This window comes from Asanoa sp. NPDC049573 (assembly GCF_040676615.1).
Lineage (GTDB): Bacteria > Actinomycetota > Actinomycetes > Mycobacteriales > Micromonosporaceae > Asanoa.
Window position 1 is genome coordinate 280,201 of sequence record NZ_JBFAPI010000005.1, and the last position, 22,011, is coordinate 302,211.

Below are 22,011 nucleotides of genomic sequence, written 5' to 3' on the forward strand. Positions count from 1 at the left end.
ACCGTTGGCCTCGGCGGGGCCGCGCGCATGGCTGATGCGGGCGCCGTCCTCGATATCCGCGCCCCGGAGGTGTCTTGGTAGCGAGTCTCGACCAGGTCTTCCGCGCGGAATGGGGACGCGTGGTGGCCAACCTGATCGGCTTCCTCGGCGACTTCGACCTCGCCGAGGAGGCCGCGCAGGACGCGTTCGCCGCGGCCGCCGAGCGGTGGCCGCGCGACGGCGTCCCGGACAGCCCGCGCGCCTGGCTGATGAGAACGGCCCGCAACCGGGCGACCGACCGCATCCGCCGCGAGCGGACGCTCGCCGCCAAGGTCGGCCTGCACGTCCCGCCGATGCCTGCGCCGGCGTCGGGGTTTCCCGACGAGCGGCTCGAGCTGATCTTCACCTGCTGCCATCCGGCTCTCGCGATCGAGGCGCAGGTCGCGCTCACCCTGCGCACCCTCGGTGGGCTGCGCACCGACGAGATCGCGGCGGCCTTCCTGGTGTCCGAGGCGACGATGGCGCAGCGGCTGGTGCGGGCCAAGCGCAAGATCAAGGCTGCCCGGATCCCGTTCCGGGTGCCGCCGGCACACCTGCTCCGCGATCGACTCGACGCCGTGCTCGCCGTGGTCTACCTGATCTTCAACGCGGGCTACGGCGGTCGCGACGAGCTGGCCGCCGAAGCGATCTGGTTGGGGCGGGCGCTGGCCGAGCTGCTGTCGGAGGACGCCGAGGCGCACGGGCTGCTGGCGATGATGCTGCTGCACGACTCGCGCCGGGAGGCCCGGTTCCGCGACGGCGAGCTGGTGCTGCTCGCCGACCAGGACCGGTCGCGGTGGAGCGGCGAGCAGATCGCCGCCGGCCGGGCCGTGCTCGATCGCGCGTTGGGTCTGGGCGGTCGAGGGTCCTATGTGCTCCAGGCGGCGATCGCCGCGTTACACGCCGAGGTGCCGTGCGACTGGGCGCAGATCGCGGCACTGTACGCGGAGCTCGGCCGGCTGACCGGGTCGCCCGTGGTGGAGCTCAACCGGGCGATCGCCGTTGCCGAGACCGACGGCGCTTCCGCCGGCCTGCGGATCGTCGACGGGCTCGGGCTCGAGGAGTTCCGCTACCTGCACGCGACGCGGGCCGAGCTGCTGCGCCGGCTGGGCCGCACCGGCGAGGCGCGCGAGGCCTACCGGAGGGCGAGGCGGCTCACCGACGATGGCGCCGAGCAGCGCTTCCTCGACCGGCGGTTGGCCGAGCTCGCCGGGGAGGAAAAAGCCTGAATTTCGTCGTACGCCCCGCGTACCTTCTGAACGTTCGCCTGGTCCGTCTCGAGGGGAGGCCGCATGACGACCGCGACGGGTGCCGGCGTGGCCGCAGGGGCGCTTCCGGTCCCGGGGCTGCGACGCACGATGGCCGTTTTTGAATACCATCTGGTCGGCTACCGGCGCACCTGGAGGGGCTCGGTGCTGGGCTCGTTCCTGCTGCCGTTGCTGACCATGTTGGGCTTCGGTGTGGGCGTCGGCGCCTATGTCGACGGTGGCGTGGCCGGCGTGCCCTACCTCGACTACGTGGTGCCCGGCCTGGTCGCGTCGACCGCGCTGCAGGTCGCGGCCGGCGAGAGCAGTTGGCCCGTGCTCGGCAGCTTCGCCTGGCACAAGATCTATTTCGCCCAGGCCGCGGCGCCGTTGCGGGTCGGCGACGTGCTCGGCGGCCACCTGCTGTTCGTGCTGTTCCGGGCGGCCCTGTCGGCGGCGGCGTTCCTGGTGGTGGCCACGCTGTTCGGCGCGGTCCACTCGGTCTGGGCGCTGCTCGCGCTGCCGGTCGCGGTGCTGCTCGGCTGCGCGGTGGCGGCACCGGTTTTCGCATGGAGTTCGACGATCACCTCCGACGGCTACCTCGGGCTGCTGTTCCGCTTCGCGGTGCTGCCGATGTCGCTGTTCGCCGGTGTCTTCTTCCCGGTCGAGAGCATGCCGGTCGGGTTGCGCTGGGTCGCCTACGCGACGCCGCTGTGGCACGGCGTCGACCTGTGCCGAGCGGCGACACTCGGCGTCGCGCCGCAGTGGTCGGCTGCCGGCCACCTGGCCTACCTGGCGGTCTGGGCCGGTGGAGGCTGGTGGCTGGCACACATCCGCTTCCGCAAGCGACTCGTGTTCTGACCGGTCGACGGGGGAGCCGCTGGTACCGCTTCTCCGGGTGCCACAAGCCTCTGGTGTTCGGCTCGGTCCCGGCGCCGATGTCGAACGCGGGCGGCCATCCGTGCCCACTGGTCGCGCGATCGCGCGGCAGACGACGGGTCGCGCTCATTCGTTCCGGGTCGCGCGGCAGCGCGGGAGACCGGTCCATTTATTCCGCAAGTGTCTGGAGACGTCGTGGTCGCACTGATCCTGCCCCGGCTGGTCAGCTTCGAGGGTTCCGCTCGGCGGTCCGCCTCGGTCGCCGAGCGAAACGCGGCCGCGTTGCGCTCGGTCTACTGGCTCGTGATGATCTCCGGTTTCGCGGAGCCGGTGATCTACCTGCTGTCCATCGGCGTCGGCGTCGGCGCCTTGGTCGGAGACCTGACGCTGCCCAGCGGCGTGGTGGTCGGCTACGCGGCGTTCGTGGCGCCGGCGATGCTCGCGTCGGCGGCGATGTCCGGTGCGCTGTCGGAAACGACGTTCAACTTCTTCGGGAAGATGAAATACATGCGGCTCTACGAGGGGATGCTCGCGACCCCCGTGCGGCCGTTCGAGATCGCGCTCGGCGAGTTGGGCTGGGCGATGGCGCGGGGCTCGCTCTACTCGGCCGCGTTCCTGGTGCTGATGGTCGCGTTCGACCTGACCACGGTCGGGCGGGCGCTGCTCGCGTTCCCGGCCGCCGTGCTGGCCGGCTTCGCGTTCGGCGCGCTCGGCCTGGCGCTGACCACGTTCGCCCGCAGTTGGCAGGATTTCGACCTGATGGGGTCGATCCAGTTCGCGCTGTTCCTGTTCTCCGGCACGTTCGTGCCCGCGGAGAGCTACCACCCGGTGCTGCGCTGGATCGTCGAGGTGACCCCGCTCTACCGGGCGGTCGACCTGATCCGGGGCATATCGATCGGCACCGAACGGACGCTAGGCGGATTGATCGACGTCGGTTATCTTCTGGTCGTCACCGCTGTCGGCCTCGTGATCGCCGGCCGCCGCATGACCACGCTCCTCTGTAAGTAGCGCATCACCGCACGTCAAGACGTTCTGGCCGGACGAAACCGGCATCTCCACAACACTGCCGCGAAGATTCACTAGCAGTCTCCGCAGCTTTTGTTGCTCCGAGCAAAAGTTATCGTCAAGAGATCCGAAGCTCTTTACACCCACAGCGGAAGCTCTTACTGTGTCGTGCACAACACCCGGACATTGCGCCGGTGTGAACGGGCCGACCAAAGGATGGGTGCCGTGCGGGCGGTTGAGCCTCTGCACCTGCGGCTGTTAAGGCTGCTGCGCGACAACGGTGCGGTCTCCCGCGCCGAGCTCGCCGACCGCCTTGAGATGCCCCGGCCGCGGCTGCTCGCCGAACTCGAACGCCTCGTCACGCTCGGCTACGTCGCCGAGGCCGGATTGGCCGCCTCCCGCGGCGGTCGCCGTTCGACCCTTGTGGAACTCAGCCCCAAGCTCCGCTTCGCCGCCGTCGACCTGGGCGCCAGCTCGATCGACGTCGAGATCGTCAACGGCCGGCTGGAGCCGGTCGTCGCCTACGCCGAGCCCGCCGACATCCGCAGCGGCCCCAAGGGCACCCTGTTGCGGGTCAACGAGTTGCTGCACAAGGCCAAGGTGGACGGTGCCTACGAGCGGCTCGACGCCGTCGGCATCGGCGTGCCGGGCCCGGTCAGCTTCCGCGACGGCGTGCCGGTCTCGCCGCCGATCATGCCGGGCTGGGACCGGTTCCCGGTCCGCGAGTTGCTCACCCGCGAGCACGGTTGCCCCGCGGTGGTCGACAACGACGTCAACATCATGGCGATCGGCGAGCGGCACGGCGGCGTCGCCCACTCGGTCGACGACTTCCTGTTCGTCAAGATCGGCACCGGCATCGGTTGCGGCATCTACCTCGCCGGCGAGGTCTACCGCGGCACCGACGGGTGTGCCGGCGACATCGGCCACATCCAGGTCGACTCGCACGGTCCGATGTGCTCGTGCGGCAACGTCGGCTGCCTGGAGGCGTTGTTCAGCGGCGCCGCGATCGCCAAGGACGCGATGGCCGCGGCCCGCGCCGGCGGCTCGCCGGCACTGGCCGAGCGCCTCGCCGCGAACGGCGCGGTGACCGCGGTCGACGTCGCCGAGGGCGCCATCGAGGGCGACGTGGTCTGCATCCGCCTGATCCGCGACGGCGGCCGCCGCGTCGGCGGCGTCCTGGCCGGCCTGGTCAGCTTCGCCAACCCCTCGATGATCGTGATCGGCGGCGGCCTGGCCCAACTCGGCCACATCCTGCTGGCCGAGATCCGCAGCGTCGTCTACCGGCGCTCGCTACCCCTGGCCACCGGCAACCTGCCCGTGGTCCTGTCCGAACTCGGCAGCCGCGCGGGCGTGACCGGCGCGGCGGTGCTGGCCAGCGACATGGCCTTCATGGAGGCGTCATGACCGAGAGCACCGCCCCGGAGACCGGCACGCCATCCGGCGCCGCGGATCCGAACGGGTCCGTCCCGGAGGCTGATGCCGCCGCGGATCGCCAGCCGAACGGCACGGCCGCGGAGACGGAAGCGGCCGCGGAGACGAAGGCCGCGCCGCGCAAGCGCGCGCCGCGCTCGACCAGCACTCGCACCCGATCCGCCGCCAAGGCGGCGAAGGCCACCCCGGCGGAGCCCGAGGTTGTTGTCGCGGGTGGTGACGGCGCCGCGGCGGGGGCTGGCCAGGCGGAGTCCGAGGTTGTTGTCGCGGGTGGTGACGGCGCCGCGGCGGAGGCTGGCCCGGCGGAGTCCGGGGTGCTTCCTTCAAACGGTGGTGACGGCGCTGCGACGCACACGACGCCCGACGTTGTCTCCCAGGCCGACGTGACCCGCGAACCGCGGAGCCGGCATGCGGCCCCGGACGAAGCGAATACCGCGCCGCTGTCCACCGAGGACAGTGACGTTTCGGCCGACGAGGTCGCCGTGGTGGACGAGCCTGTCGCGGGGGCCGCGCCTGCCGGGATCGTGCCGGCGCAGCGCTCCGGCGACGGGGAAGACCGGCCCGTCGTGCTGCGCCTGACCGACGTGGTCAAGACCTTCCCCGGTGTGCGGGCCCTCGACGGCGTCCAGCTCGAGGTGCGCGCCGGCGAGGTGCATTGCCTGCTCGGCCAGAACGGGGCCGGGAAGTCGACGCTGATCAAGGTGCTGTCGGGAGCGCACCAGCCTGACTCCGGAAGCGTGGAGTGGCTGGGGGAGCAGGTCACCTTCGCCAACCCGCAGGCCGCGAACAAGGCCGGCATCGCCACCATCTACCAGGAGCTCGACCTCGTCGACGACCTGTCGGTCGCCGGCAACGCGTTCCTCGGGCACGAGGTCAAGGTCGCCGGGTTCGTGCGGCGCGGCCTGATGAACCGGCGGACCCGCGAGATCCTCGGGCGCCTCGGCCACGGCGAGATCGCACCGACCCGGATGGTGCGGACGCTGCCGGCCGCCGGCAAGCAGGTGGTCAGCATGGCGCGCGCGCTGTCGCACGAGGCCCGGCTGATCATCATGGACGAGCCCAGCGCGGTGCTGGCCCACGACGAGGTCGGCAACCTCTTCCGGATCATCCGGGAGCTGACCGCGCAGGGCATCGCGGTCATCTACATCTCGCACCGGCTCGAGGAGATCCGCGAGATCGGCGACCGGGTCACCGTCCTCAAGGACGGCCGGACCACCGCGGCCAGCCTGCCGGCCCGCACCACGCCGACCCGCGACCTGGTCAGCCGGATGACCGGGCGGACCATCGAGTACGTCTTCCCCGAGCGCGTCGACGCGCCGACCGAGCCCGAGGAACTGCTGCGGGTCGACGGGCTCAGCCGCCAGGGCGAGTTCGAGGACATCTCGCTGACCGTCGGCAAGGGCGAGATCGTCGGCATCGCGGGCCTGGTCGGCTCCGGCCGGTCGGAGCTGCTGGAGACCATCTTCGGCGCCCGCCAGGCGGAGCACGGCCGGATCTACGTCAAGGGCAAGGCGTTGCGGCCCGGTGCGGTCGGCGCCGCCGTACGCGCCGGCATGGGCATGGCCCCCGAGGAGCGTAAGGCCCAGGCGCTGCTGCTCGGCGAGCCGATCTACCGCAACATGACTCTTTCGACGTTCAGCCGGATCGCGAAGTTCGGCTTCACCGACGTGAACAAGGAGCGGGCCGAGGCGGAGAAGGTCGCCGACCGGCTCGAGCTGCGCCCGCGTGACGTCCGCCGGCCGGTGCGCACCCTCTCCGGCGGCAACCAGCAGAAGGTCGTGGTCGGGCGCTGGCTGCTCGGCGACACCGACCTGCTGCTGCTCGACGAACCCACCCGCGGCGTCGACGTCGGCGCCCGGGCCGAGCTATACCAGGTGATCCACGCGCTCGCCGCGCAAGGCGTCGGAGTGCTGCTGGTTTCCAGCGAAGTTCCTGAGGTCCTCGGTCTCAGCGACCGGGTGTTGGTCATGCGCGAGGGCCGGTTGGTCCACCAGGCGCGCGCCGAGGAACTCGACGAAGAGACTGTGCTCGACCTCGTCATGGCGGGGTCCTTGATGGAAGGTGCGCCCGCATGACCGTCATGATCAGCGGAGCGAACGGAGACCGGCGATGACCGGGCTCCCCGCGCAGACGGCGCCGGCCGTCAAGGAGGCCCTGGGCGGTGGTCCCGAGGAGCAGGGCCCGACGGGCAAGGGCTGGTGGCACAGCGACGCCGGCGAGGCGACGCGGCGCAACCTCGGCCTGATCGGCGTGCTGGCCGGTCTGATCGTGATCGGCATCATCACCCAGCCCGAGCTCTACGGCCGGGACGGTTGGTGGATCACCAACGTCTGGGCGATCCTCAAGCTCGGCGCGACCGTCGGCGTGGTCGCGGTCGGCATGACATTCGTGATCATCGGCGGCGGCATCGACCTCTCGGTCGGCGCCATCATCGCTCTCGCGGGCGTCTGGTCGACGACGGTGGCCACACAGGAGTTCGGCGCCGCCGGCATGATCTTCACGGCGCTGGCCGTCGGACTCGGCGTCGGCCTGGTCAACGGCTTCCTGATCTCGTACGGGCGGCTGGTGCCCTTCATAGCCACGTTGGCGATGCTGGTCGCCGCGCGGGGTCTGGCCGCCCAGATCTCCAACAAGCAGACCCAGCGGACCGAGAACCAGACGATCAACAGCATCGCGGCGGACAGCTGGCTCGGCGTGCCGATCCTGGTCTACATCCTCGCGGCGGTCGTGATCGCCGGTTGGATCCTGCTCAACCGCACGACGTTCGGCCGGCGCACGGTCGCGATCGGCGGCAACGTCGAGGCCGCCCGGCTGGCCGGCATCAACGTGCGACTGCACACCATGATGTTGTACGCGCTGGCCGGCCTCTGCTGCGGCATCGGCGCCATCATGCTCACCTCGATCGGCACGTCGGCTCAGGCGGCGATGGCCACCAACTACGAGCTCGACGCGATCGCCGCGGTGATCATCGGTGGCACGTTGCTCAGCGGTGGTCGGGGCACCATCGTCGGCTCGCTGCTCGGCGTCATCATCTTCTCCACCATCACCAACCTGTTCACCCTCAACGCCTTGTCGACCGAGGTCCAGAACATGGTCAAGGGCGGCATCATCGTGGTCGCCGTGCTCATCCAGCAGTTCCGCTTCAACTCCGTGAGCCAGTTCTTCAAACGGAACCGGATCACTACAGCTAGCTGAAACCGATACGCACCATCCACGGTGGTCGTCCGACCGGACGGTCGCCTGGGCTCTCACACCCTCGATACCCCCGCACGTAAAGAATCCAGGAGGACGTCAATGACCCAGCACGATCCGGTCCGCCGGCGGTTCCTGCTCGGCGGCGCCGCGCTCGGCGCCGGTGCTCTCCTCGCCGCCTGCACGAGCAACGACAAAGGCGACGACAACAACGCGCAGACCACGGGCAACAACAACGCCTCGCCGAACGCCAACACGGCGCCCGGCAAGAAGGTCACCATCGGCTTCTCGGCCCCCGCGGCCGACCACGGCTGGATCGCGGCCATCACCAGCAACGCCAAGGCCCAGGCCGCGGAGTACTCCGACGTGACGTTCAGCCCGGTCGAGGCCGGCGCCGACGCGGCCGCGCAGCGCAGCGCGCTCTCCACGCTGATCTCGCAGAAGCCGGACGTCATCGTCCTGCTCCCGTACGACGGCAAGGAGCTCAACGCGTTCGGCCTCGAGGCGATGAAGGCCGGGATCCCGGTCGTCAACCTCGACCGCGCGTTCCCCGACGCGCTCGCCTACCGCCTGCAGATCAAGGGCGACAACTACGGCATGGGCGTCGCGGCCGGCAACTACATCGCGGCCGAGATGAAGAAGAAGAACATCAGCGCGCCGATCATCGGCGAGATCGCCGGCATCGACAACCTGGAGCTGACCCAGGAGCGTTCGGCCGGCTTCAAGGCCGCGCTGGCCGCGAACGGCATGTCGGTCCGTAACCGGCGGGCGGCGCAGTTCACCGTCGACTCCGGCCAGGCCGAGATGAGCCAGCTCCTGCAGGCCCTGCCGAAGATGGACGCGCTCTGGAACCACGACGACGACCAGGGCATCGGTGTCCTGGCCGCGGCCACCCAGGCCAACCGCAAAGAGTTCCTGATGGTCGGCGGCGCCGGTTCCAAGGCCGCGATGGAGGCCATCCAGGCCGACAACTCGGTCCTGAAGTGCACCGTCACCTACAGCCCGTCGATGGCCTCGTCGGCCATCTCGCTCGCCCGGCTGATCGGCCAGGGCAAGGGAATGTCGGACCTGGTGGAACTGCAGGTGCCCAAGGAGATCATCCTGGCATCCGAGACCATCACCAAAGAGAACGTGAGCACCTACCTCCCGCTCGGGTTCAGCTAAAGGGGGAGACCCACCTTGTCCACCGAATCACTTCCGCCCCAGGACCGCGAGCTGCGGGTCGGCATGGTCGGCTACGCGTTCATGGGCGCCGCGCACTCCAGCGCGTGGCGCACCGTGAACGTGGCGTTCGACCTGCCGGCACGCGCCCGGATGGCCCTGATCTGCGGCCGGGACGAGTCGAAGGTCGCAGCCGCGGCCGGCAAGCTCGGCTGGGACGCGTCCACGACCGACTGGCGCGAGGTCGTCGAGCGCGACGACATCGACGTGGTCGACGTGTGCACACCGGGCGACAGCCACGCCGAGATCGCGATCGCGGCACTGGCGGCCGGAAAGCACGTCCTGTGCGAGAAGCCGCTGGCGAACTCCGTCGAAGAGGCCCGGGCCATGGTCGCCGCGGCGGCCAAGGCGCAGGCCAACGGCATCCGGTCGATGTGCGGGTTCAACTACCGTCGCGTGCCGGCCGTCGCGATGATGCGTCAGCTCATCGCGTCCGGCCGGATCGGCGTCATCCGGCACGTCCGCGCGGTCTATCTGCAGGACTGGATCGTCGACCCTCAGTTCCCGCTCGTGTGGCGGCTCCAGAAGGACAAGGCGGGCTCCGGTGCGCTCGGTGACATCGGGGCGCACATCATCGACCTGACCCAGTACGTCACCGGCCAGAAGATCACCGGGGTCAGCGCGCTGACCGAGACGTTCGTCAAGGAGCGCCCGTTGCCGAGCGAGTCCAGCGGCCTGGCCGCCTCGTCCGGCAACGGGGCCGAGTCGCCGGCGACCGGTCAGGTCACGGTCGACGACGCCGCGCTGTTCCTGGCCCGGCTCGACGGCGGGGCGATCGCCACCTACGAGGCGAGCCGCTTCGCGATCGGTCGCAAGAACGGCCTGCGGGTCGAGATCAACGGGTCGCTCGGCTCGCTGGTCTTCGACCTGGAGCGGCTCAACGAGCTGGAGTTCTACGACTCCGCGGCACCCACCGCCGAACAGGGCTTCAACCGGATCCTGATCACCGAAGCCGACCACCCCTACATGGCCGCGTGGTGGCCGCCCGGCCACATCATCGGCTACGAGCACTCCTTCACCCACGAGATGCGCGACTTCATCGAGGCGATTGCCACCGGCACCGACCCGACGCCCTCGTTCGCCGACGCCCTCCAGGTCCAGCTCGTGCTGGACGCGGTGGCGCGCTCGGCCGACCAGGGCACGGTCTGGACCGATGTCGAGTCGGTCGACGCCGAAGCCGCCGCCTGACCCCTCGGGCCGACCCGCGAGGGTCCCGCCGCGGTTGCGCCCCGCGGCGGGACGGGTCGTCCGGAGGTATCCGGTCGTCCGGTGCGACCGGACCGGGATTCCCGGTCGCACCGGACACCGACCAAGCACCACCGAAAGGCACCGACCAAGCACCACCGAAAGGCACCACCGAAAGGCACCACCCGCACCGCCGCTCCACGGCACCGAAACCTTGGCGAACGAGGCATCTCGCCAGGGGTCAGGCACTGCACGCGTCTACACCCGTTCGCGCCCACGAGCAGGTGCCCTATGGCGCCCGCCCCATGACCCCGGAGGCCACCATGAGCCGTCCGCCACAACCCGATCCCCCAGGCGCGTCCGGCCGCGTCCCGGGTCCGCCAGGGTTCCGCCAGGCATGACGCGGGGGAGGCAGGGCCGCGACGCCGACCGGCCCTGCCTACCAAGCCCCGTCCGCCCGATCCGGCCGGGTCCGGATCCGGCGTCGTTGCCGCCGACTCCGACGCCGTTTCCGGGGTGCCATCCCGAGGCGGGCCGGGCGGGCGGGGCCCATGCCGAGCGAGAACCCACGAACACACCAACACGCACCGGGGGACCAGAACAACAAGCACAGAGCAGGAGGGACACCATGAGTACGGGTGTCTGGCTGGTAGGCGCGCGCGGATCCGTGGCGACCACCAGCATGGTCGGGGCCTTGGCGCTGCGCGCCGGGCTCGCCGAGCCGACCGGGTGTGTGACCGAGCATCCCGATCTGCGCGGTTCCGCGCTGCCACCGATCGCCGATCTGGTGTTCGGCGGCCACGATGTCGTCACCACATGCCTGGCCAAGAAGGCGGAGACCCTCGGCGAGGCGGGTGTCGTCCCGCCCCGGCTGGTCGCCGCCGTCGCCGAGGACCTGGCCGCCGTCGAGGAGAACCTGCGCACCGTACCCGTCGGTGGCACGCAGGCCGAGACGGCGGCCGCGCTGGCCGCCGACATCACCGCCTTCCGTGACCGGTCGGGTGTCGACCGGGTGGTCGTGGTCAACGTCTCCACCACCGAGTCCCTGCCCGAGCCGCGGCCAGCGCACGGCGACCTCGACCTGCTCCGCGCGGAGCTCGCCGACGGCGGGTCGCCGTTGCCGGCCAGCTCGCTGGCCGCGTACGCGGCCTTCACCGCCGGAGCGTCCTACGTGGACTTCACCCCGTCGACCGGCGCCCGGCTCCCCGCGCTGGCCGCCCTGGCGACCGAAACCCGACTGCCCTACGCCGGCCACGACGGCAAGACCGGCGAGACGCTGGTCAAGTCGGTGCTGGCGCCCATGTTCGCGCACCGCAACCTCGCCGTCCGCAGCTGGTCCGGGCTCAACCTGCTCGGCGGCGGGGACGGCGCCAACCTGGCCTCGCCCGGGCCCAACGCCGCCAAGTCGGCCAGCAAGCAGCGGGTGCTGGCCGAGACGCTCGGCTACGAGCCACAGGGCAACACCCGCATCGAGTACGTCGACGACCTCGGCGATTTCAAGACCGCCTGGGACCTGGTCAGCTTCGCCGGCTTCCTCGGCGTGCGGATGCGGATGGAGTTCTCCTGGCACGGCTGCGACTCCGCCCTGGCGGCGCCGCTGGTGCTCGACCTCGCGCGGTTGACCAGCGCCGCACACCGAGCCGGCCGGCACGGTCCGTTGACCGAGCTGGCCTTCTTCTTCAAGGACCCGATCGGCGACGTGCCGCACGGGCTCAGCGAACAGTGGGACCTGCTGCGCTCTTTCGTCGCCGGGCTGCCGGAGGCCTAGGGTGCCCAGCATCCGCGACGTGACCGGGGGCAGCGGTGATGCGCCAGCATCACGGCTGCCGAGGACCTTGGCAAACTACGCCGAACTGGTCCGGGCGCCCGCCGGGCTCTCGGTGCCCGGTGACGTGGTGGCGGGCGCGGCCGCCGCGGGCGCTCTCGGCGCCCGCACGCCCGCGCTCGCCGGCGCCTCCGTGCTGCTCTACTGGGGCGGCATGGCGGCCAACGACTGGGCCGACCGGCATCTCGACGCCACCGAACGCCCGGAACGGCCGATACCCAGCGGGCGGATCGCGCCCGGCCGGGCGTTCGCCGTCGCGGCCGGGCTGACCGCGGCGGGTGTCGCGGTCGCCGGCCTCGCCGGCGGCCGCCGGGCCCTCACGGCCGCCGTACCCCTGGCCGCGGCGGTCTGGGCCTATGACCTGAAAGCCAAGAACACCGCCGCCGGTCCTGCGGTGATGGCCGCCTGCCGCGGGCTGGACGTGCTGCTCGGCGCCACCGGCGGTCGGCCCGCGAAGGCCGTGCCGGCGGCCCTGCTGGTCGCCGCACACACCTACACCGTCACCGCGCTGTCCCGCCGGGAGGTCTCCGGCGCCGACCGGGCGCTGCCGGTGGCCACGCTGCTCGGTACCGCGGCGGTGACCGCCGTCGCGGCGCACCCGGCACGACAGCGGGGCTGGCGGGCGCTGGTCCCGGCGGCGCTGGCCGCCTGGTATGCCGCCCGCTACGGCGCCGCCCAGGCCCGGGCGGCCGCCGACCCGTCGGCCGGTGTGGTGCGCGCGGCCGTGGGTGCCGGCATCACCGCGCTGCCGTCCCTGCAGGGCGCCCTCGCCGCGAGCGCCGGCGCACCGGCGCCGGGTGCCCTGGTCGCGGCGGCCGCGCCGCTGGCCCGCCGGCTGACCCGGAAGGTGGCGGCCACATGAGGTTCGGCTACGGCACCAACGGCTTCGCCAACCACCGCCTCGACGATGCCCTCGCGGTGATCGCCGACCTCGGCTACGCCGGCGTCGCCCTCACCCTCGACCACGACCACCTCGACCCGTTCGCGCCGGGCCTGCCGGCCCGGGTCGACGCGGTCGCGGCCCGCCTCGGCGCGCTCGGCCTGGGCGTGGTCATCGAGACCGGCGCCCGCTACCTGCTCGACCCGTGGCACAAGCACGCGCCGACCCTGCTGCACGACGACAACGCCCTGCGGCTGGACTTCCTGCGCCGGGCCGTCGCGGTCGGCGCCGACCTGGGCGCCGAAGCGGTCTCGTTCTGGGCCGGCGTCCGCCCGCCCGGCGTCGACCCCGACACCGCCTGGCAGCGCCTGGTCGACGGCTGCGCCACCACCCTCAAGGCGGCGCAGGAGCGCGGCGTCGTGCTCGGCTTCGAACCCGAGCCCGGCATGCTGGTCGAAGACATCGCGGGCTGGCGCCGGTTGCACGCGGCCCTCGGCGAGCCGGCCGGCTTCGGCATCACCCTCGACATCGGACACTGCCGGTGCCTGGAGCCCGACCCGGTGCCCGACTGCGTCGCCGCGGTCGCCGGCCACCTGGTCAACGTGCAGATCGACGACATGCGCCGGGGAACCCACGAGCACCTCGAGTTCGGCACCGGCGAGATCGACTTCCCGCCGGTGCTGCGCGCGCTGGACGCGGCCGGCTACACCGGCCTGGTCGCCGTGGAACTGCCCCGACACTCGCACGCGGCACCCGACGTCGCCGCGCGCTCGATCGACTTCCTGCGGAACGCCGCCGGGACGGGAAGGGAGTGGCGATGACCCTCGACGACCTCCACGCCGCACTCGCGCGGGCCGTACCCCCGATAGGTTGGGTCGACGAAGCCGTCCGCCAGGTGCGGGCCGATCCCGGCGCGATCGCCCGGTTGTTCCCGCGCGCGGCCCGGGCCTGCGGCCGGGCGCCGCTGGCCAACGGCTGGACCGCCGACGAGGCGGCCCGGGCCCTGCTGCTGGCGGCGCTGCCGAAGGACCGGGTCGCCGAAGAGCTCGAACGGCTCTACCGCTACGGCGACGCCAACGAGAAACGCGCGGTGCTGCGGGCGTTGCCGCTGCTGCCGATCGGCAACGCCGGCGTGCCGCTGCTGCACGACGCGTTGCGCACCAACGACACCCGGTTGGTCGGCGCCGCCCTCGGCCCGTACGCCGCACACCTGGACGCCGCGACCTGGCGCCAGGGCGTACTCAAATGCGTGTTCATGGGCCTGCCGCTGTCCTGCGTGGACGGCCTCGACGAGCGCGCCGACGAGGAACTGCGGGTGATGCTCGCCGGGCTGGCGGAAGAACGGGCCGCGGCCGGGCGGCCGATGGCGGCCGACGCCACCGGGCTGCTCAACAGGTTGGCCGGCACAGCGTTGCGGAAAGAGGCGTGATGCGAATCTTCGACCCACACATCCACATGACCTCGCGCACCACCGACGACTACGAGCGGATGGCGGCGGCCGGCGTGCGGGCCCTCGTCGAGCCGGCGTTCTGGCTCGGCCAACCGCGCACCTCGGTCGATTCGTTCACCGACTACTTCGACTCCCTGGTCGGCTGGGAGCCGTTCCGGGCCGGTCAGTTCGGCATCCGGCACCATGCCACGATCGCGCTGAACCCCAAAGAGGCCAACGATCCGCGCTGCGCCGGCGTGCTCGACGTGCTGCCCCGCTACCTGGAAAAAGACGGCGTGGTCGCGGTCGGCGAGATCGGCTACGACTCGATGACGCCGGCGGAGGACACCGCCTTCGCGGCGCAGTTGGCGCTGGCCATCGAGCACGAGTTGCCGGCGCTGGTGCACACGCCGCACCGCGACAAGGCCCGCGGCACCGAGCGCACCATCAAGGTAATCGCCGAGTCCGGCATCGAGCCCGGCCGCGTGGTCATCGACCACCTCAACGAGGTGACCGTGAAGGTGGTCAAGGAGTCGGGCAGCTGGGCCGGGTTCTCGATCTACCCCGACACCAAGATGTCGCCGCCGCGGATGGTGGAGATCCTCAAGGAGTTCGGCACCGAGCGGGTGCTGGTCAACTCGGCGGCCGACTGGGGCCGTTCCGACCCGCTGCTGACCCGCGAGACGGCCGACCTGATGCTCGCCAGCGGGTTCAGCGAGGACGACGTCGACCTGGTGTTCTGGCGCAACCCGGTGGCCTTCTACGGCCAGTCCGGCAAGCTCGAACTGGACGACGTGGACCCGGGCGCCCAGTTCGAGGGCAACTCGATCCTGCGCGGGGGCAGCTGATGCGCCTACGCCACCGCGACGGCCAGCGCGTCCACCTCAGCTACTGCACGAACGTGCACCCGGCCGAAGATTTCGCCGGCATCGTCGCGCAACTCGACACCTACGCGGTGCGGGTACGCGAGCGCCTCGGCGCCGACCTGCTCGGCCTCGGCCTGTGGCTGCCCGCCCCGGTCGCGGCCGAGCTGGCCACCCGGGCCCGGCTGCGCCGGCAACTGCGGGCCGAACTCGACGCCCGCGGGCTGGAAGTGGTCACCCTCAACGGCTTCCCCTACCGCTCGTTCCACGCCCCGGTGGTCAAGCAGGCCGTCTACCACCCGGACTGGACCACGCCGGAACGCCTGGACTACACCCTCGACCTGGCCCGGGTGCTGCTCGACCTGATGCCCGACGACGCGACCCGGGGTTCCATCTCCACCCTGCCGTTCGCCTGGCGCCAGCCGTGGGAGCCACCGCAGGCCGGCGCCGCCGAACGGGTGCTGGAGCGGCTGGCCACCGGCCTGGCCCGGATGGCCTGGGAAACGGGCCGGGCGGTCCGGGTCGCGGTCGAGCCGGAGCCCGGCTGCGTCGTGGAGTCGACCGAACAGGCGGTCCGCCACCTGGCCGCGATCGACACCGACCGGATCGGCGTCTGCCTCGACCTGGCCCACCTGGCCTGCGCCTGGGAAGACCCGAGGCAGGCGGTCGGCCGGCTGCGCGCCGCCGGCATCCCGGTGGTCAAGGTGCAGGTCTCCGCCGCGCTGGAAGCCGCCGACCCGGTCGCCGCCGCCGGCACCCTGCGCGAGTACGTCGAGCCGCGGTTCCTGCACCAGACCCGGTCCGCCGCCACCGCGACCGCCGCCGATCCGGCCGACCCGGCCTGCGCCGCCGACGACCTCGACGAGGCCCTCGACCGCGGGCTGTCCGGCGGCGCCTGGCGGGTGCACTACCACGTGCCGCTGCACGCGGCGCCGATGCCGCCGCTGACCGCGACCATCCCGGTGCTCCAAGGCGCGCTGAGCGAGCTGGTCGGCGGCCCCACGGCGCTCTGCGACCACCTCGACGTCGAGACCTACACCTGGGGCGTGCTGCCGCCGGCCCGCCGGCCCGACGGCGCCGCCGCACTGGCCGACGGGATCGCCGCCGAGCTCGCCTTCGCCCGGGACACGCTGGTCGACCTGGGCCTTTCCGAGACCGCCCCGTCAGGAGCACGCGCATGACCGCCACCCCGCTCGTCGTCATCAACGTCGTCGGCCTGACCCCGCGGCTGCTGACCCGGATGCCCCGGCTGCGCGGGCTCGCGGAACGCGGTTTCCAGGCGGAGCTGGGCACGGTGCTGCCCGCCGTCACCTGTTCCGCGCAGGCCACCTTCCTGACCGGCGAGCCGCCTGCCGGGCACGGCATCGTCGGCAACGGCTGGTATTTCCGCGACCTGGGCGAGGTCTTCCTCTGGCGGCAGCACCACGCGCTGATGGGCGGCGAGAAGGTCTGGCAGGCCGCCCGCGCCGCCTTCCCCGGCTACACGGTCGCCAACGTCTGCTGGTGGTACGCCATGGGCGCCGACGTCGACTGGACCGTCACACCCCGGCCGATCTACTACGCCGACGGCCGCAAGGAGCCCGACTGCTACACCGACCCACCGGAACTGCACGACGAGCTGACCGGCAAGCTCGGCGGGTTCCCGCTGTTCACCTACTGGGGACCCAATGCCGGCATCGCCTCGTCGCGGTGGATCCGGCGGGCGGCCGAGCAGATCCTCGACGAGCACGCGCCCGACCTGACCCTGGTCTACCTGCCGCACCTCGACTACGACCTGCAGCGGTTCGGGCCGGGCGCGCCGCAGGCCGCGGCCGCCGCGTCGGCCCTCGACGCGGAGATCGGCCCGCTGCTCGACGCGGCGCAGCGGCGCGGCGCGACCGTCGTGGTGCTCTCCGAATACGGCATCACCGACGTGTCGCGGCCGGTCGACGTCAACCGGTTGCTGCGGTCCGAGGGCCTGCTGCACGTCTACACCCAGGACGGGATGGAATACCTCGACCCGTGGACCTCCAAGGCGTTCGCGGTGGCCGACCACCAGGTGGCCCACGTCTACGTGCGTGACAAGGCCGATCTGCCCGCTGTCCAGAAGCTCTGCGCCGGCCTTCCCGGCGTTGCCCAGGTCCTCGACGAGGAGGGCAAACGGGCCGCCGGCCTCGACCACGAGCGCGCCGGCGAGCTGGTGCTGGTCGCCGAGCCGGACGCCTGGTTCACCTACTACTACTGGCTCGACGACGACCGCGCGCCCGACTTCGCCCGGCTCGTGGAGATCCACCGCAAGCCCGGCTACGACCCCGCCGAGCTGTTCTTCGACCCGGAGAACCCGGGCCGGGCCAAGGGCCGCGCCGGGGTCGCGTTGGCCCGCAAGAAGCTCGGCATGCGCTATCTGATGAGCGTCGTCGGGCTCGACGCGGGCGCCCGCGCGGTGCGCGGCTCGCACGGCCGGCTGCCGGCGGACGCCGCCGACGCGCCGGTGCTGCTCTGTTCGGACCCGGCCGCGGCGAGGGACCGCTTCGCCGCGACCGAGGTCAAAGATCTGCTGCTGCGCCTGGCCGGCGCCGCCAAGGAGGACTGATGACGGTCGACGTCCGCCCCATGGACGCCGCGGAGCTGCGCGCGCGGTTCGACGCCGAGCTGGCCGCGTTCCTGGAACGCCAGGACCCGGACTGGCCCGACGGCGCGCCGCGCGGCGTCTTCACGACGCTGCACCGCTTCGTGCTGGCCGGCGGGAAGCGGCTGCGGCCGCTGTTCTGCTATTGGGGTTGGCGTTCGGCCGGGGGTGCCGACGGCGCCCCGATCATCGCGGCGTCCGCGGCGCTGGAGCTGTTCCACGCGTTCGCGTTGATCCACGACGACATCATGGACGGCAGCGACCGGCGGCGCGGCGAGCCGTCGGTGCACCGGCTCTTCGCCGACCTGCACACCCGCTCGTCCTGGCGGGGCGACCCGGCCTCCTACGGCCGCAACACCGCTCTGCTCTGCGGCGACCTCTGCGCGGCCTGGGCCGACCAGATGTTCCACGAGTGCGGACTGTCCGCCGAGCAGGTGCACCAGGGCTACGGCGTGTTCGCCATCATGCGTACGGAAGTGATCGCCGGCCAGTATCTCGACCTGGTCTCCGGCGTCGGCGACGGCTCGGTGGCCAGCGCCCTGACGGTGATCCGGATGAAGGCCGCCCGCTACACGGTGACCCGCCCGCTGCAGATCGGCGCCGCGCTGGCCGGTGCCGACGAGGAGTCGCTGGCGGCGCTCGCCGCGTTCGGCGATCCGCTGGGCGACGCGTTCCAGCTCCGCGACGACGTGCTGGGCGTGTTCGGCGACCCGGCGGTGACCGGCAAGTCGATCATCGACGACCTGCGCGAGGGCAAGCCGACCGTGATGATGGCGCTGGCCCGGGGCAGTGCCGACCGTGAACAGCAGCGCCGGCTCAAGGAGCTGTTCGGCAACCCCGACCTCGATCCCGAGGGTGCCGCGGAGCTGCGGCAGATCATCATCGACACCGGCGCCCTGGACCGGATCGAACAGATGATCAAGGTACGCACGGACGCCGCCATGGGCGCGTTGGCGGACGCGCCGGTCTCGGCAGAGGCCCTCCCGGTGCTGACCGCGCTGGCCGCGGAAGCCGTCGACCGGCAGCTGTAGGTCCTATCCGACCGGTCAGCGCGGCCTGCGACGGACCCAGCCGCCGCCTGGCGGCGTCTCGGGATCACCGAGATACAACACCGGTATCCCGGCGATCCCGGGCCACCACCAGACGACACCTGGACTCCGTCTCGGCTCGCACCGACCGGGCGGATACGACCTGGCGCTACTTTTCGCCGGATCGCCAAAAGTGGTGCCATGTGCGACAGAAGCTATAGACACATGTCCCTGAACTAATTTACTGTGTCGTCCACCGCGGTTTACATATTTGGAATCCGCCCCGGCACCAGGCGCGACGGCGCGCGCCCTGCCTGGCAAGAACGTGTCAGGAAGGGACCGTCCATGTCTCCAATGGACAACAACGGGCTGCGCCGAAGGGCCGCTGGTGCGGCTCTGTTGCTCGTCGCGGCAGCGCTCACCGGTTCTGTCGCGGCCGCACCGGCCGCGCAGGCACACACCATCAACGCCACCGATTTCCAGCAGGTCACCCTGGCCAAGGGCGTCAACGAGGTCGGCGAGCCGATGTCGCTGGCCGTGCTGCCCGACCGCTCGGTGCTGCACACGGCCCGCAACGGCGTGCTGCGCCGCACCGACGCCAACGGCGTCACCAGCGTGATCGCCACCATCCCCGTCTACACCCACGACGAGGAAGGGCTGCAGGGCGTCGGCATCGACCCCGGCTTCGCCAGCAACCGCTTCATCTACGTCTACTTCGCACCACCGCTGTCCACCCCCGCCGGTGACGCACCCGCGACCGGTACGAACTGGACCGCCTGGCAGGGGGTCAACCGGCTGGCCCGGTTCACCCTCAACGCCGACTTCACCGTCAACATGGCCAGCCAGGTCAACGTCCTGGACGTGCCGACCGACCGGGGCATCTGCTGCCACGTCGGCGGCGACATCGACTTCGACGCGGCCGGCAACCTCTACCTGTCGACCGGCGACGACAGCAACCCGTTCGACTCGGCCGGCTACGCGCCGATCGACGAGCGGACCGACCGCAACCCGGCCTACGACGCGCAGCGCTCCGCGGGCAACACCAACGACCTGCGCGGCAAGCTGCTGCGGATCAAGGTGAACGCCAACGGGACCTACTCGATCCCGTCCGGCAACCTGTTCGCACCCGGCACGGCGCGGACCCGCCCGGAGATCTACGCGATGGGCTTCCGCAACCCGTTCCGGATCAGCGTCGACAAGGCCACCGGCGTGGTCTACGTCGGCGACTACGGTCCCGACTCCGGCAGCACCGACGCCAACCGCGGCCCGTCCGGCCAGGTCGAGTTCGACCGGGTCACCTCGGCCGGCAACTACGGCTGGCCCTACTGCACCGGCACCAACACCAGCACCGAGACCTACAACGAGTGGAACTTCGCGACCAACAGCACTGGGCCGAAATACAACTGCTCCGGCGGCGCGACCAACAACTCGTTCCGCAACACCGGCCTCGGCACGCTGCCCGCCGCCCGGCCCGCCTGGATCAAGTACGGCGGCGACAGCGGCACTCCGCCCGAGTTCGGCGGCGGCTCCGAGTCGCCGATGGCCGGCCCGGTCTACCGCTACAACGCCAGCAACCCGTCGACCACCAAGTTCCCACAGGCCTTCGAGGGCCAGTTCTTCGCCACCGAGTTCGGCCGCGGCTGGATCCGCCCGATCCACGTCAACGCCGACGGCACCCGCGGCACCATCGACACCTTCCCCTGGGTCGGCAAGCAGGTGATGGACTCGGCGTTCGGCCCGGACGGCGCCTACTACGTGCTCGACTACGGCACCGGCTACTTCAACGGCGACGCCAACTCGGCGCTCTACCGCTTCGACTACGTCGCCGGCGGCAACCGGGCACCGACCGCGGTCGCGACCGGATCGCCCACCTCAGGCCAGGCACCGCTGACTGTGCAGTTCTCGTCGGCCGGCTCCACGGACCCCGACGGCAGTGCGCTGACCTACTCGTGGGCGTTCGGCGACGGCACCACCTCGACGGCGGCCAACCCGTCGAAGACCTACACCGCCAACGGCACCTACACCGCGACGCTGACCGTGCGCGACCCGCAGGGCGCGACCGGCACCGCCAGCGTGCAGGTCGGCGTCGGCAACACCGCACCGACGGTCAACATCAGCGTTCCCGGCAACGGCCAACTCTTCAACTTCGGCGACACGATCCCGTTCACCATCACGGCCAGTGACCCCGAAGACGGCTCGATCAACTGCGCCCGGGCCAAGATGACGTACGTGCTCGGGCACGACCAGCACGGCCACCAGATCACGTCCGTCACCGGGTGCTCCGGGTCGATCACCGTCCCGACCGACGGGGAGCACGACGCGGCGGCGAACATCTTCGCGATCTTCGACGCCGAATACACCGACAACGGCGGGCTGGTCACCCACAAGCAGTTCACCCTGCAGCCCAAGCACCGCCAGGCCGAGCACTACAAGACGGCCAGCGGCGTCTCGCTGATCACCAAGACCGGTGCCGAGGGCGGCCGGACGGTCGGCGACATCAACAACGGCGACTGGATCTCGTTCGACCCCTACAAGATCAATAACGCCACGTCGGTCACCGCGCGGGTCTCCTCCGGCGGCGTCGGCGGCACCTTCCAGGTGCGGGCGGGCTCGGCGACCGGCACGGTCCTCGGCTCCGTCGCGGTGCCCAACACCGGCGGCTGGGAGACGTTCACCAACGTCACCGCCAACCTCACCGGCCTGCCGGCCGGCACCACCACGCTCTACCTGACCTTCGCGGGCGGCACCGGCGCGCTCTTCGACGTCGACGCGTTCACCTTCAACACCAGCGGCGGCACCGGCAGCGGGCCGATCGTCGGCCTGGCCAACAAGTGCCTCGACGTCCGCGGCGGCGCCACCGCCGACGGCACCCAGATCCAGCTCTACACCTGCAACGGCAGCGCGGCCCAGGTCTGGACCCGCACCGGATCGACACTGCGGGCGCTGGGCAAGTGCCTCGACGTCAGCGGCGCCGGCACCGCCGACGGCACGAAGATCCAGCTCTACACCTGCAACGGCACGGCGGCCCAGAACTGGTCGGCCGGCGCCAACAGCTCGCTGGTCAACGCCGGTTCCGGCAAGTGCGCCGACGTCAGTGGCAACAACTCGGCCGACAGCACCGTGGTCCACCTGTGGACCTGCAACGGCGCCGCCAACCAGCGGTGGACCCTGCCTTAACCCTGAATGCGGGGGCGCCCGCCCAG

At 71.5% G+C, this 22,011-nt stretch carries 17 protein-coding genes; all 17 read left to right on the forward strand.

Annotated elements, in window-relative coordinates:
• Nucleotides 1–74: 74 nt before the first annotated feature.
• Nucleotides 75–1,247, forward strand: coding sequence for a DUF6596 domain-containing protein (locus tag AB0J74_RS14310; RefSeq protein ID WP_363448168.1), 1,173 nt, complete (start codon nt 75–77; stop codon nt 1,245–1,247).
• 129 nt (nt 1,248–1,376) lie between these two features.
• Nucleotides 1,377–2,123, forward strand: coding sequence for an ABC transporter permease (locus AB0J74_RS14315; protein ID WP_363448370.1), 747 nt, complete (start codon nt 1,377–1,379; stop codon nt 2,121–2,123).
• 213 nt (nt 2,124–2,336) lie between these two features.
• Nucleotides 2,337–3,149 carry an ABC transporter permease gene (locus tag AB0J74_RS14320; RefSeq protein WP_363448371.1) on the forward strand — a complete coding sequence of 271 codons (813 nt, stop codon included), beginning with the start codon at nt 2,337–2,339 and terminating at the stop codon, nt 3,147–3,149.
• A 222-nt stretch (nt 3,150–3,371) separates the two neighbouring features.
• Complete coding sequence (locus AB0J74_RS14325; protein ID WP_363448169.1) at nt 3,372–4,550, forward strand: ROK family protein; 1,179 nt, start codon at nt 3,372–3,374, stop codon at nt 4,548–4,550.
• 551 nt (nt 4,551–5,101) lie between these two features.
• Nucleotides 5,102–6,652: a sugar ABC transporter ATP-binding protein gene (locus tag AB0J74_RS14330; protein ID WP_363448372.1), complete on the forward strand. Its 1,551-nt coding sequence runs from the start codon at nt 5,102–5,104 to the stop codon at nt 6,650–6,652.
• Between the two features lie 34 nt (nt 6,653–6,686).
• On the forward strand, nt 6,687–7,772 hold the full coding sequence (locus tag AB0J74_RS14335) for an ABC transporter permease (protein WP_363448171.1): 1,086 nt from the start codon (nt 6,687–6,689) through the stop codon (nt 7,770–7,772).
• Between the two features lie 99 nt (nt 7,773–7,871).
• Complete coding sequence (locus AB0J74_RS14340; protein WP_363448173.1) at nt 7,872–8,933, forward strand: substrate-binding domain-containing protein; 1,062 nt, start codon at nt 7,872–7,874, stop codon at nt 8,931–8,933.
• A gap of 63 nt (nt 8,934–8,996) precedes the next feature.
• Nucleotides 8,997–10,178: a Gfo/Idh/MocA family oxidoreductase gene (locus AB0J74_RS14345; protein ID WP_363448373.1), complete on the forward strand. Its 1,182-nt coding sequence runs from the start codon at nt 8,997–8,999 to the stop codon at nt 10,176–10,178.
• 625 nt (nt 10,179–10,803) lie between these two features.
• Nucleotides 10,804–11,943 carry an inositol-3-phosphate synthase gene (locus tag AB0J74_RS14350; protein WP_363448174.1) on the forward strand — a complete coding sequence of 380 codons (1,140 nt, stop codon included), beginning with the start codon at nt 10,804–10,806 and terminating at the stop codon, nt 11,941–11,943.
• Nucleotides 11,944–12,010: 67 nt separating this feature from the next.
• Nucleotides 12,011–12,862 (forward strand): SCO3242 family prenyltransferase, encoded by an 852-nt coding sequence (locus AB0J74_RS14355; protein ID WP_363448175.1) that lies wholly within the window; start codon nt 12,011–12,013, stop codon nt 12,860–12,862.
• On the forward strand, nt 12,859–13,701 hold the full coding sequence (locus AB0J74_RS14360) for a sugar phosphate isomerase/epimerase family protein (RefSeq protein WP_363448176.1): 843 nt from the start codon (nt 12,859–12,861) through the stop codon (nt 13,699–13,701). The genes AB0J74_RS14355 and AB0J74_RS14360 overlap by 4 nt, the downstream gene beginning before the upstream one ends.
• A complete protein-coding gene (locus AB0J74_RS14365) occupies nt 13,698–14,309 on the forward strand; it encodes an EboA domain-containing protein (protein ID WP_363448177.1) in 612 nt (203 codons plus the stop codon). The genes AB0J74_RS14360 and AB0J74_RS14365 overlap by 4 nt, the downstream gene beginning before the upstream one ends.
• Nucleotides 14,309–15,157, forward strand: a complete 849-nt coding sequence (locus AB0J74_RS14370) for a TatD family hydrolase (protein WP_363448178.1) — start codon at nt 14,309–14,311, stop codon at nt 15,155–15,157. Before AB0J74_RS14365 ends, AB0J74_RS14370 begins: the two co-directional genes overlap by 1 nt.
• Entirely contained in the window at nt 15,157–16,353 is a 1,197-nt protein-coding gene (eboE, locus tag AB0J74_RS14375) for a metabolite traffic protein EboE (RefSeq protein ID WP_363448179.1), read from the forward strand. The genes AB0J74_RS14370 and eboE overlap by 1 nt, the downstream gene beginning before the upstream one ends.
• Nucleotides 16,350–17,744: a nucleotide pyrophosphatase/phosphodiesterase family protein gene (locus tag AB0J74_RS14380; RefSeq protein WP_363448181.1), complete on the forward strand. Its 1,395-nt coding sequence runs from the start codon at nt 16,350–16,352 to the stop codon at nt 17,742–17,744. Before eboE ends, AB0J74_RS14380 begins: the two co-directional genes overlap by 4 nt.
• Nucleotides 17,744–18,811: a polyprenyl synthetase family protein gene (locus AB0J74_RS14385; protein WP_363448182.1), complete on the forward strand. Its 1,068-nt coding sequence runs from the start codon at nt 17,744–17,746 to the stop codon at nt 18,809–18,811. The genes AB0J74_RS14380 and AB0J74_RS14385 overlap by 1 nt, the downstream gene beginning before the upstream one ends.
• Nucleotides 18,812–19,162: 351 nt before the next feature.
• Complete coding sequence (locus tag AB0J74_RS14390; RefSeq protein ID WP_363448374.1) at nt 19,163–21,985, forward strand: carbohydrate-binding protein; 2,823 nt, start codon at nt 19,163–19,165, stop codon at nt 21,983–21,985.
• Nucleotides 21,986–22,011 lie beyond the last annotated feature (26 nt).

Coding starts and splice junctions, on each gene's coding strand:
- eboE (WP_363448179.1), top strand. CDS start 15,157: ATGCGCCTACGCCACCGCGACGGCCAGCGCGTCCACCTCAGCTACTGC.
- AB0J74_RS14350 (WP_363448174.1), top strand. CDS start 10,804: ATGAGTACGGGTGTCTGGCTGGTAGGCGCGCGCGGATCCGTGGCGACC.
- AB0J74_RS14370 (WP_363448178.1), top strand. CDS start 14,309: ATGCGAATCTTCGACCCACACATCCACATGACCTCGCGCACCACCGAC.
- AB0J74_RS14360 (WP_363448176.1), top strand. CDS start 12,859: ATGAGGTTCGGCTACGGCACCAACGGCTTCGCCAACCACCGCCTCGAC.
- AB0J74_RS14390 (WP_363448374.1), top strand. CDS start 19,163: ATGGACAACAACGGGCTGCGCCGAAGGGCCGCTGGTGCGGCTCTGTTG.
- AB0J74_RS14335 (WP_363448171.1), top strand. CDS start 6,687: ATGACCGGGCTCCCCGCGCAGACGGCGCCGGCCGTCAAGGAGGCCCTG.
- AB0J74_RS14340 (WP_363448173.1), top strand. CDS start 7,872: ATGACCCAGCACGATCCGGTCCGCCGGCGGTTCCTGCTCGGCGGCGCC.
- AB0J74_RS14315 (WP_363448370.1), top strand. CDS start 1,377: ATGGCCGTTTTTGAATACCATCTGGTCGGCTACCGGCGCACCTGGAGG.
- AB0J74_RS14380 (WP_363448181.1), top strand. CDS start 16,350: ATGACCGCCACCCCGCTCGTCGTCATCAACGTCGTCGGCCTGACCCCG.
- AB0J74_RS14365 (WP_363448177.1), top strand. CDS start 13,698: ATGACCCTCGACGACCTCCACGCCGCACTCGCGCGGGCCGTACCCCCG.
- AB0J74_RS14385 (WP_363448182.1), top strand. CDS start 17,744: ATGACGGTCGACGTCCGCCCCATGGACGCCGCGGAGCTGCGCGCGCGG.
- AB0J74_RS14345 (WP_363448373.1), top strand. CDS start 8,997: ATGGTCGGCTACGCGTTCATGGGCGCCGCGCACTCCAGCGCGTGGCGC.